9 protein-coding genes are annotated in these 11,310 nt (G+C 68.6%); 3 read left to right on the top strand and 6 right to left on the bottom strand.

The window, feature by feature from the left end; translation table 11 throughout:
* The first annotated feature begins 391 nt into the window (after positions 1-391).
* Positions 392-1,573, top strand: a complete 1,182-nt coding sequence (locus KEG38_RS42110; RefSeq protein ID WP_272426309.1) for a hypothetical protein — start codon at positions 392-394, stop codon at positions 1,571-1,573.
* On the opposite strand, the gene KEG38_RS42105 is transcribed toward KEG38_RS42110, so the two are convergent.
* Both KEG38_RS42105 and KEG38_RS42100 read right to left on the bottom strand, forming a co-directional pair.
* Positions 1,570-2,361, bottom strand: a complete 792-nt coding sequence (locus tag KEG38_RS42105) for a hypothetical protein (protein ID WP_272426307.1) — start codon at positions 2,359-2,361, stop codon at positions 1,570-1,572. The two genes, KEG38_RS42110 and KEG38_RS42105, sit on opposite strands and share 4 nt — an antisense overlap.
* Positions 2,362-2,464: 103 nt before the next feature.
* Positions 2,465-3,010 (bottom strand): RNA polymerase sigma factor, encoded by a 546-nt coding sequence (locus tag KEG38_RS42100; RefSeq protein ID WP_272426305.1) that lies wholly within the window; start codon positions 3,008-3,010, stop codon positions 2,465-2,467.
* Positions 3,011-3,109: 99 nt separating this feature from the next.
* Here KEG38_RS42100 and KEG38_RS42095 point away from each other — a divergent pair, with 99 nt between their 5' ends.
* Positions 3,110-3,475: a thioredoxin family protein gene (locus tag KEG38_RS42095; protein ID WP_272426303.1), complete on the top strand. Its 366-nt coding sequence runs from the start codon at positions 3,110-3,112 to the stop codon at positions 3,473-3,475.
* A gap of 12 nt (positions 3,476-3,487) precedes the next feature.
* On the opposite strand, the gene KEG38_RS42090 is transcribed toward KEG38_RS42095, so the two are convergent.
* Positions 3,488-4,465, bottom strand: coding sequence for a DUF4423 domain-containing protein (locus tag KEG38_RS42090; RefSeq protein WP_272426301.1), 978 nt, complete (start codon positions 4,463-4,465; stop codon positions 3,488-3,490).
* 108 nt (positions 4,466-4,573) lie between these two features.
* Between KEG38_RS42090 and KEG38_RS42085 the strand changes: the two genes are divergently transcribed.
* On the top strand, positions 4,574-5,203 hold the full coding sequence (locus KEG38_RS42085) for a hypothetical protein (protein ID WP_272426299.1): 630 nt from the start codon (positions 4,574-4,576) through the stop codon (positions 5,201-5,203).
* 44 nt (positions 5,204-5,247) lie between these two features.
* Here the strand turns inward: KEG38_RS42085 and KEG38_RS42080 are convergent, their stop codons facing one another.
* From KEG38_RS42080 to KEG38_RS42070, 3 genes are all read right to left on the bottom strand, one after another.
* Positions 5,248-5,688: a VOC family protein gene (locus KEG38_RS42080; protein WP_272426298.1), complete on the bottom strand. Its 441-nt coding sequence runs from the start codon at positions 5,686-5,688 to the stop codon at positions 5,248-5,250.
* On the bottom strand, positions 5,685-6,545 hold the full coding sequence (locus KEG38_RS42075; RefSeq protein ID WP_272426297.1) for a helix-turn-helix domain-containing protein: 861 nt from the start codon (positions 6,543-6,545) through the stop codon (positions 5,685-5,687). The genes KEG38_RS42080 and KEG38_RS42075 overlap by 4 nt, the downstream gene beginning before the upstream one ends.
* Positions 6,546-6,631: 86 nt before the next feature.
* Complete coding sequence (locus tag KEG38_RS42070; protein ID WP_272426295.1) at positions 6,632-11,287, bottom strand: nSTAND1 domain-containing NTPase; 4,656 nt, start codon at positions 11,285-11,287, stop codon at positions 6,632-6,634.
* Positions 11,288-11,310: the final 23 nt, after the last annotated feature.

Genomic DNA, 11,310 nt, shown 5'->3' with positions numbered 1-11,310 from the left:
CATGCCGAGGAGCGAAGAAGGTCGGAGGAAGGCAACGGCGCACGTCAACGCGGCTACCGCCACACGGAAGCGCAGCGTAAAAACCGCGCTAAAGGCCTTGACGTCGGAGCTGCCTCATCGTCGCCGTCCGTGCGACCTTTGTACCATTGCATTGCGACTGTAGCGGGCAGATTTACGTTGACTTTGCGGACCCGCTGCATTTCCTTACCCGCTCATGAAATCCATCTTTGGTAGGACCTCGGCATGGGCACCTTCCGGCGCGCGATGCGCGACGTTCGCACTGGCAGTCGCATTCATCGCTTGCAGCTCGGGAGACGAACCGACACCCCCGGGCGCTGACGGCTCGCTCGACGACGCAGGAGCGGGCGGCGCGGGCTCGGATGGCGGGCCCGTGGATGCTCCGCTGCCGGACACGGTTCCGCCGCCTGGACAGATCAGGAATGTCAACCTCAACAATCTCTCGGACGTCAGTCCATGTCCGGCGAACAATTGCTGGTACTTCAGCGGGGGCCAGCAGGCGCCGTGGCGGAATTGGACCGGCGCCGCTTTCGCGAGCGGCTTCTCCACCTACGGAGCCATGGTCTATTGGGGCGGAGGGCACGGCGGCGGCGACGACGTGAGCCTTTACGTCTTCGACTTCACCTCGAACAAGTGGTCGCGCGTCGGACCTTCGAATCCGGAAACCGATTACAATTCATTGGTCGATCCGACGTGGCAGGACTATCTCCACGAAGGCAGTTACATCGTCCCGGCGCTCCACACGTACAATTTGCCGGCGTATGTTCCCCCGAACAAATCAGGCTCCGGGCCGAAGGGGTCGTGGTTGCTGCCGATGCTCGTGCGCAATGGTCCGCCCGTTTCGCCGCACGCCGTCGATCTCGAGACGGGGGTGTGGACGCGCTTCTCGTCCGCGATCGGAACGATCGAGGCCTCGTCACCCTACACGGGCGTCATCGAAGACACGAAGCGCGGCAAGGTCTTCTGGGCAGGGTCGGACGAGCAGGCCGTCAATTGGTTCGACTTTGCCGACACGCACCCGCGCACCATTCATCGGGAAGCGATTTCGTGGTGGTGGGCCCAGGGAGCGTACTACCCGCGCCACATCTACGTTCCGGAGGCCGACATGGCGGTTGGTTTCTGGACGCAGTATGGCCAGACGAAGGTTCTTGGCGAGGTCCTCGACATGTCCTCCGGTGTCCCCGTCCGGAAAACCTTCGTCGTCTGGCCGGATCACGACGTGATGAGTGCCGGTTTCGGCGTCGATTGGTGTCCGATCACGAAGAAGTTCTACATCTACGAGGGGCGCGGAAAGAACACGGTCGAAACGCTGACGCCGAGCAGCCTCGATTTCACGACCGCGACCTGGACCTGGGGGACGGAGACCTTCGGCGGCGACGCACCCGCGTGGAGCACGCAAGGAACGGGAGGCGGTGGCGACGTCGCCCTGTCGAAATGGCGGTACATTCCTCTGCTGAAGTCGTTCGCGTGGAGTGATGGCGTCGCCTATTCGGCGGAGGTGGACGGCGTGATGCGCGACGGAATCATGCAGCTTTGGCGCCCGAGCGGCACCTAAAAGCCGAGGTGCATCAACGTCCAGCCGTCGGCGGTGCGGTAGAGGACGGCCGCGGCGTCGCCGCCGTCGAGCAGCAGCCCGTCGCCGAGGGCACCTTTCGCCGGCGATTCGACGGTCCTTCCGCCGATCCGCCCGACGAGGACGGGGACGTCGTTGCGGAGCTTTCGGGGTCGCAGCTCCCAGCGCGCGAGCCAGCCGAGGTCGGCGTCGATCTCGGTCGCGCACGGCGTCGCTCCGGGACTGCCGTCGACGTCGGGCACCTCCGTCCTTGTCCAGCATTGCCCCCGGCGCCCTCCGCCGAGCAGCTCCGCGGCGCCCTTCCCCCAGAGAATGGCAATCCCACCGGCGCCGGCGCGGCTGCGCACGAGCACCACGTCGTCGAGGACGCCGTCGCCGTCGAGATCCCCGTGCAAGGTGCACGGGCCTGACCGCGCGACGTCACAGGCGGCGCGGTGCTCCGGCAGCGCGGCGCGTAGCCGGGCCGCGAGCGCCTTTGGAAGCTCCCGTTGCGCTCGCGCGCCTCGCTCGGCGTCGACCGTCTCGTCTGCGGCCGCATCCACGGTCACCTCGGCTGCCACGCTCGGCTCCGCGGGACACTTGCAGCGCGCATCCGCCTCGTCCTGCGGCTCGGCGACGGCCGCGGCCGGCGGCTCTGCTGGCGCGGCCGCTGGGGGCCTCGGGGCACCCACCGACGGCCTTGGCTCCGGTGGGGGCGCCGGCTTGCAGGCGCAGAGCGTGGACGCGGCGAGGGCGAACGATGTCAGGAGGAGGGCTACGATTGGCTGCATGGCGGCCCGTTATCCGATCGGGGGCGCGGAGTGTGACAGGCGCGCCGCATACGAGGTGCTTCGCTGGAGCCGCGCTACGCCGCTCGATTCTTTGACGAACCCATCAGGACGGCCCGGCGCCACGTCCGGTCATGCACACGCGCAGCGCCGCCTTGGCGCGGTGAAGCAGGACCGCCACGTACCCGGGCGAGATGCCGAGCGCCTGCGCCACGTCCTCGCCCGGCTGTTCTTCGAGCATACGGAGCGTCACCACCGCTTTCTGGATCTCGCACAACTCCTCGACGCAGGCGCGCAGCCGCACGTGCTCCTCCGCGCGCACGAGCGCCTCGTCCGCGGCCGCGCCTTCCCTCCCGTCGAGCGGGTACGCGTCGAGATCGTCGTGCGGCCGCGCGACGAAGTGGCGTCGCCGCCGGTTGCGCGCGGCGTTGCGCACCATGCCCCCGAGGATCGCGGCCCAGTCCTCGCCTTCCGCCGCGAGCGAGCCGTCCTGCGCGGCCACCAGCAGCTTGCAGAGACCCTCCTGGACACAATCGACCGCATCCTCGGGCGATACACCCTCCTTCCGCGCGAGGGCCGCGAGGGCCGCTCGCCGCGTGAGGGCGAGCTGCGAGATGTGATCCAGAACATCCTCCGTGCCGGCGTTGTGCATGGTTCCCGAGGGTGAGGTTTCGAGCTCGCCCGACATTACACGAAAACGTTCTCTGTAATGTATGCCCGTCTCGAAACCTCCCGAGGCAAGGAGGCTCCCATGTCCACGACCCCTGTCCGATCCGTCACCGAGCAGACCTTCGACGCCGAGGTGGCGACCTCTACTGTGCCCGTGCTCGTCGACTTCACCGCCACCTGGTGCCCGCCGTGCCGCCTTCTCGCGCCGATCCTTCACGCGCTCGCGGTGGAGGGGGCGGGGCACCTGAAGGTCGTGGAGGTCAACGGCGACGATCAGCCCCGCCTCGCGGCACGCTTCGGGATCCGCGGGTTCCCCACGGTCATCGCGTTCGTGGGTGGGAAGGAGGTCGCGCGGCACGTCGGCCTCACCACCAGGGACAAACTCTTGCAGATGGTCCGCGCGCACCTGCCGCCCGGCGAACGCAGGCTCTCCGCCGCGACCGCGTGATTCGCTCGCGCCTCACGCGCCGAGCTCGAGGAGCTGCATGGCCACCAGCGCGACGCAGTCGGGCTCGCGCGAGTCCGACACGATCTGGCGAAGCTCGTGGAAATACCGCACGTGCAAAGCCCGCAGCCGTTCGAGGTCCGAGCGCGCGACGCTGACCAGGTTGTAGGAATACAGGCCCGGGTCGCCGCGACGCTGCCGGCGCGCGGCGACGTCGAGCCAGTGCGCTTTTAATCGTTGCCGTGGCTCGGCGGGCCCTCGGGTCATGTCGACCGTCTCGGCCGTCACGGCATATCGGCCTTCCTGCCATCGGATCAGGCCCGCTCGCGAGAGGGCCTCGAGGCACGCGCGCACCTCGTCGTCCGGCAGTCCGAGGCGAGCGGCGACCCAGGCGTCGTCATGGCAGGGGAGGGCGGCGTAGCTGGCGAGCTCGAGGACGCGCAGGACGGCGTGCGACCAGGGCAGCTCGGTCGCAATCCGACGGCGCTCCTCGAGCGTTCGGAAATCGCGCGCCACCGAGGGCAATTGGCTCGGGGGGACGAAGAGGGCCAGGAAGTCGAGGAGCCGATCGGTGGTCGCGTCGACGATGGCCAGCACGTCGGGGAGCCGCGGCTGCGATGTGCCGGCCATGAAGCGCGACACCTGGGACGCGCTGCGCCCGATACGGGAGCCGATCTCGGCGTTGCTCAGACCTCCTTTGAGGACCTGGAACAGGGTGGCCGTGAGGATCGGGTCGGAGACGGCGACGTCCGCGCGGAAGGCTTTCTCCTGGCGCACGAACTCCGAGAGCGCGTGATGGACGTCGACACCGTTGTACGCCGCGACGCGCAGCAGGGTGGGGAGCGTGGGAAAGCGCCGCCCGGACTCCCAGCCGAACGCGACGTTCGTGCCGTACCCGAGCCGCACGCTCAGTTGCCGCTGCGAACGCCGGCCGCGGAGCGTTCGGCAGAAATCCTTTGCGATTTCATCGTAGTGCGCTTTCTTGTATCGCATATCTGCACACAGTATAGCAGATTGGCACGATAGATAATGCGTATGTGCGCTACGCGGCGCTTGCGTCGGCCCATGGGCTGCGGCAAGTGGAGAGCGAAGGAGGCTTCGATGAACGCACGACTTGCTTGCTGGGCTTTGGTGGGGCTGCTGATGGGGTGCACGAGCACCGGGGGACAGACGGGGGAGATTGGCGCCGATCCCTGCGACTTCCTCCCGGCGATGGCGGGGGAGACGCGCGTGGAGCATGGCCTCACCGACCCGACGCCCCTCGGTGTGAGCGGTCAGGAGGCCATCGACGCGACGGGCGGGTCCGGGAGCTTCGAGGTGGCGTGGGCCAACGGAACGAAAAGCGCCGTGACCTGGTCGCTCGCCGCCGACACCGAGAGCTCGCCGGTGGTGCAGCACATCGACCGCAAGAGCGAGTGCGCCGACGAGTTTTTGCAGGTCCTCGTGCTCGGGCAGGTATCAAGCGCCGACGGCATTCTCGAACACGAGCAGCGCGGGGCGCTTTATCGGAGCAACGACGGGGCCGCGGACCTTCGCTTGGCCTTCTCCTTCGAGGAAAACCCGTTCCCGGACGTGTACGCCGGCGGTATGTCGGGGGACAGCTGCTCGGGGTGCGGCTTCCCCTACGAGCTCGTCTTCGAATCGCGCTGGGAGGCGGGCGCGTCGAACCCTCGGGGCCATGTGTACCTGATCGAGACGGGCACGCTGCTCGGCGAAGTCGGCACGTTTTGAGCCGCGACGCTGGTTGCCGACCGATGAGGGACGAACGCGTGTCGTCAGCCCTTCATCAACTCGGTGTAGCGTCGCTGCATCTCGTCGGGTGTCACCGCTTCGATGCTGTGACCGATCAGCCACTCGTGCCCGAACGGATCGCGCACGGTGCCGGACCGCTCGCCATAAAAGTGATCCGCCGGCGGGCGCACGAGCGTGCCGCCCGCCGCCACCGCACGGTCGATGAGCGCGTCGGCGTCGTCGACATGGAGGTGGATCGATACAGACGTCCTGCCGATCGATTGCGGCCCGAGGATGTCGAGCTCCGGATACTCCTCGGACAGCATCACGATGGTGGCGCCGAAGTCGAGCTCGGCGTGTCCGATCCGGCCGCTCGGCTCGGTCAACCGGAGCTTCTCGGTCGCACCGAAGACGTGCTTGTAGTACTCGATCGCTCGGTCGGCCTGCTTCACGCGGAGATACGCGAACGCTTCGTGGATCTTCATGGCCCGATTTTGCCCCGGCGTGCCCGCACGGTCTTGAACGAATTTGAACTCGGCGTGTCGATCGGCACGTGATGCGCGTGGGCCGGTGACAGGAGGCGGAACCGGCTCGGCGAAACTCCGGCAAGCTCGCGAAACTCGCGCGTGAAGTGCGCTTGGTCGCTGTACCCCGCGTCGAGGGCGATCTCGCTCCACGGCCGCGTCGACGCGGCCCGCGAAAGCACGCGCTGGAAGCGGCGAACGCGGCAGTAGCGCTTCGGAGTCAGCCCGACCGCCTCGTGGAACATGGTGATGAAGTGCCGATGGCTGTAGCCAGTTTCGTCGACCACGGCGCCGACATCGAACGTCGTCTCGAACCGCGCGAGTGCGTGCGCGACGACGGGATTCACGCCGCGGACGCGCGGAAACCGTGCCGCGAGCGCGGATTCGAACAGATCGAGCGCAGCATGGGGCGATCCGACCTCGAGCAGGCGATCGCGCAGCTCGAGCGCCGCTGAACCCCACACGTCCTCGAGCGCGGTGTGCCGCTCCGCGAAGGTCTCCGCGGGGATCCCGAGCAGCGGCAATGCGCCGCCCGGGCAGAGCAACGCCCCGACCGACCGCGACGGTCGCGAGATGTCGCGCTCGTAGAACGTCGAGCGTGCGCCGCCGATCACCGCACGGCCGACATCGGTTGCGATGCCGGCTCCGTCGAACACGCGCAGCGGAGGGTCGGTGAGTCGAACCACGACGTGCATCGAACCGGTCGGCAACACGCGCTCGCGCTCGAACCGACCGTCGCGATCCGCGGTGTCGTCGGAGTACCACAACATCTGGACGAACAGCCGCAGCGGTCCGCGTGGCTCGCGCCTGATCACCATGCGGCCAGGGTAGCTCGGCGGTCGGCCTGAGCCAGGAATTGGGGGGCGGTCGGGAAGGTCGCCGGTCTGGAAGCGGGCAGGCTCATTTATCGTGATGCGCCGTCGGCAGCCGCCGCGCGCGCCTCTTCGACGCGACGCTCGCAGGTTTGCCGTTCGGCGCGGGCCATGTCTTCGGACACGCCCAGGTGCTTGACCGTCCAATCGACGGATACGCAATAGGGCGTCGCGGCCCATAGCTGCGGGGCATCGGGGCTGACGAGCGGCGTCAGATCGTGCCACACCTGCACGGTCTGGTCGTCGGAGGCGGTGACGATGCGCTTTCCATCGGGGCTCCACGCCGCCGAAGAGACCCAGCCCTCGTGCCCGCGAAGGACCAGGGGTTCGCCCGTCCCATCGGCATTCCAAACCCGCGCGGTCTTGTCCACAGAGACGCTGACGATGCACTTGCCGTCCGGGCTCCACGCCGCCGAACGGACCCAGCCCTCGTGTCCATGAAAAACCAGCGGCTCGCCCATTCCGTCGACGTTCCATACACGCGCCGTCCTGTCGGAGGACACGGTGACGATGCGCTTTCCATCGGGGCTCCAGGCCGCCGATTCGACCCAATGATCGTGTCCGCGGAGGATTCGTGGCTCGCCCTCCCCATGGGCATTCCACACCCGCACGGTCCGATCCGAGGACGTCGTGGCGATGTGCTTGCCGTCGGGGCTCCACGCCGCCCAGCGGACCTCGCTCTCGTGCCCGCGGAGGACCCGCGGCTCGCCGGTTCCATCGGCATTCCAAACGCGCGCGGTCCGGTCCTGGGAGGCGGTGACGATGCGCTTGCCATCGGGGCTGAATGCCGCCGAATTGAGCGCGCTCTCGTGCCCGCGAAGGACCAAAGCCTCGCCGGTTCCATCGGCATTCCAAACGCGCGCGGTCCGGTCCTGGGAGGCGGTGACGATGCGTTTGCCGTCCGTACTCCACGCCGCCGAGGAGACCCAGCCCTCGTGCCCGCGCAGGATCAAGGGTTCCTCTTTCCCGTCGACCTTCCACACCCGCGCGGTGCCGTCCTCCGATGCGGTGAGGATACGCTCGCCGCCAGGGCTATAAGCCGCGGAAGAGACCGCGCCCTCGTGCCCGCGGAAAACCAGCCGCTCCCCTATCCTCCGGGCGTCCCATATTCGCACGGTCCTGTCGGAGGACGCGGTGACGATGTGCCGGCCATCCGGGCTCCATTCCGCCGCACGGGCCCAGCCCTCGTGACCGCGCAGGATCCAGGGCTCGCCCACGCCATCGGAACTGTAGACCCGCGCCCGTTTGTCGTCGGATGTGGTGATGATGCGCTTGCCGTCGGCGCTCCATTTCGCCGAACGGACCCAGCCCTCGTGTCCGCGCAAGATCAGAGGCTCGCCCGACCCGTCGGCATTCCACACCCGCGCGGTCCTGTCCTCCGACGCGGTGACGATGCGCTTGCCATCGGGGCTCCACGACGCATAACGCACCTTGTTCTCGTGCCCGCGCAAGATCAACGGTTTGTCCTTCCCGTCGGCCTTCCACACCCGCACCGTCCTGTCCGCGGAGGCGCTGACGATGTGCTTGCCATCGGGGCTGAAATCCGCCCACAGGACGGCATTGTCGTGGCCGCGCAGGACGAGGGGCTCGCCGGTTCCATCGGCATTCCATACCCGCACCGTCCTGTCGTACGACGCGGTGACGATGCGCTTTCCATCGGCGCTCACGGCCACCGAGCTCACCGCATCCTCGTGCCCATGCAGGACGAGGGGCTCGCCGGTTCCATCGGCATTCCACACCCGAGCCGTCCTGTCGTCGGAGGCGGAGGCGACGCGCTTGCTGTCGGGGCTCCAGGCGACCGCATTGACCGCGCTTACGTGACCACGCAGGAGGAGGGGCTCGCCGCTGCCATCCGCGCTCCACACGCGCGCGAGTTTGTCCCGGGACGCGGTGGCGATGCGCTTGCCGTCGGGGCTCCACGCGGTGGAAAAGACACTGTCGTGGTGGGGGAGCACCACGAGCGTGAGCCCACTATGCAAGGCCGTCCGCGCCAGATCGGACCACTCGCGCGGCACCCCAGGGGGTTCGACTTCGCGCAGGAGCGCGAGCGCGGTCGTCGGATCGGTCTCCAAAAGCTCGCGCGCCATGGCCATGCGGGTGGTATTGCGCGTCTGCCGGGCCTCGCCCTCGGCGAACGCCGCCGCTTCGTCCGCGCGCGCGGCTTCTCGGCTCGCCCGGCTCGCGAGCCCCGACACGAGGAGGGCGATTGCACCGACGGTGGCAATGGCGCCCGCGGCGATCCGCCGGCGAATGCGCCGCGCGCGCACGGAAAGCGCGACGACGGCCTGGAGATAATGCTCCTCACGCCCGCCGAACCCGACGGCCGAAGCCACGCGCCCCTCCGCGCGCCGGCGCTCGAGCCACACGCGCGCCTCCTCCGCCGCGCGATCACGCCAGAGCAGGCCCTCGGCTTTCCCGCTCGCCTCCCATTGCTCGGCCGCGGCGCGTAGCCGGGCCAGAAACTGCGCATCGAGCTCGCTCTCGTCGAGCCATTGCTTGAGCTTCGCCCACCTTTCGACGAGCGACTCGTGAATGAGCTCCACCCGCGTGCCCTCGCGCTCGCTCGAGGTCTCGATGAGCAGGAGCCGCGCGTCGGCGAGGTGATGGACCACCTGCTTCACGGCGTGGCGGTCCTCGGCGAGCGTGTAAAGCTCCTCCAGGCTCACCACCGCGCGCGTGCGCTGGGGCGTGACGAGGCGCAGGAAGACCGCCCGGCAGAGCCGCTGGTCGAGCGACGAAAGCCCGGAAAGGACCGCGTCCGCGTGCGTGGACAGCGCCCCCGCGACCCCGCCGAGCTGCTCGTAGCTGTCCTGGGTGAGCAGGCGGCGCTCCCGATCCCGCGCCTCCCAGAGCTTCGCGGCCGTGAATTGCAGGAGGGGCAGGGGGCTCTGCGTGCGTTCGAGCGCGTCGAGCATACCCTCGATCATCTCCTCGCTCTCGAAGCCATACCCGGTCGCCTCGATCGGCCGCGTCAAGGCCTCGCGGAGCCCCTCGTGCCCCACGGGCGGCAGGAACGAGAGCCCGCGAATCACTTCGGTCATCAGCTTTCGATCCTCGGTCAGGCGATCGAGAAAATCGGAGCGGATGGAGAGAATGACGCGCAGCGGGGACGAGGCGTCGTCGGCCGCGCCCTCGATGCAGGCGGCGAATGCCGCGCGCTCGCCGGGGTCGGTCCCGAGGGTATAGAGCTCCTCGAATTGATCGACGAAGAGCAGGATGCGATGCAGGCTTCCCTGCCGGCGGCAGCGCGACCGCAGCCGGGCGCCGAGGAGCCCTGGTTGCGTGCGCAGGGTGGCCACGAGATCCTCGGGATCGAGCGGCTCGTTCGCGCCCGCCCGCGTGCTCTCCGGCGGGGCCGCCGAGAGCTGGGTGAGCACTTCGGCGAGCGCGGCGAGGGGCCTTCGCCCCGGGCGCAGGAGGAAGATCTCCCAGCGTTCGCCCGAGCGCTTCAGGGCGGGGATCACGCCCGCGCGCACGAAGGACGACTTGCCCGCGCCCGAGGGCCCGGCCACGGCCACGAGCGGCTGGTGGCGGAGCTGCCCGAGGATGCTCTCGACGTCGCGATCGCGGCCGAAGAAGCGCGCAGCGTCCGCCTCCTGGAATGCGGAGAGGCCGGCAAAGGGGCTTTCGTCCTCGTTTTGCGCGAGCGACTTTCGGCTGGGCAAGATCGCCTCGAGCGCGGCGAGCAGCTCCTCGGCCGAGCCGAAGCGCTCGGCTTTGCGCTTCCGCAAGCAGCGGTCGATGACGTCGCCGAGCGGGCCCACGTCCGCGCGTTTGTCGCTCACGCGGGGCATGGGTTCGTCGAGGTTTTCGACCTGCGAGAGCTGGAACAGCGTGGCCGGGGCGAGCGGGTGCGCCCCGGTGCAGAGCTCGAAAAGAATGATGCCCACGGCCCAGATGTCGCTGCGCGCATCGATGTCCTCGGCGCGCCATTGCTCGGGCGACATGTACGGGAGCGTGCCGAGGAGCGCTCCGTCTTCGGTCAGGCCTGCGCCCTTGACGAGCGGCTGCCTGGAGACGGTGATGGCCGAGAGCTCCTGGGCTTCGAGCCGCTTGGCGATGCCGAAATCGAGCACTTTGACATGCCCCCCGGCGGTCAGGAAGATATTGTCGGGCTTGAGATCGCGGTGCACGATCCCGAGCTGATGGGCGCAAGAGAGCGCGCGCACCACGGGCAGGACGAGCTCGACGGCGACGCTCGGCGACACCCGCCCGCTTCGGGTGTCTGCGGGGGAGCGGGGCTCGAACGCGCCGGGCGCCTCGCGTTGCGCCAGAAAGGCGCTCAGCGTGCGGCCTTCGAGGTGTTCGAGCACCATGTACGGGTATCCGTCGTGCTCGTCGACCTCGTGGATGACCACGATATTCTCGTGCTTGCAGCTGGCGGTGGCCCGCGCCTCGGCGAGAAAGCGCTCGGCGCCCACGCCGCTGTGCTCGAGGAGAACCTTGATGGCGACGAGGCGGCCGAGCTTGGTGTCGCGGGCGAGGAACACGATCCCCATGCCGCCCTCGCCCAGCTTGCGGATGAGCTCGTAGTGCTTGATGCTGGAGCCGGCCTGCAAAGGCCCGGCGAACGCCTCGGATTCCGGCTTGGAAGAAGAATCCGCGCTGGCGGTCGGGGCCAACGGGAGATTGGGATCGGGGCTGTTGGGATGCGCCTCGGGGGGGCCTTTGTTCTCGTTTTGCACCATCGCTGCTCGCTCGGCAGGGGGCG

The sequence above is a fragment of the Polyangium jinanense genome, from assembly GCF_028435265.1.
Classification (GTDB): Bacteria; Myxococcota_A; Polyangia; order Polyangiales; family Polyangiaceae; genus Polyangium; species Polyangium jinanense.
The sequence above is the reverse complement of the archived record's forward strand: the minus strand, read 5'-3'. Positions and strand labels throughout refer to the sequence as shown.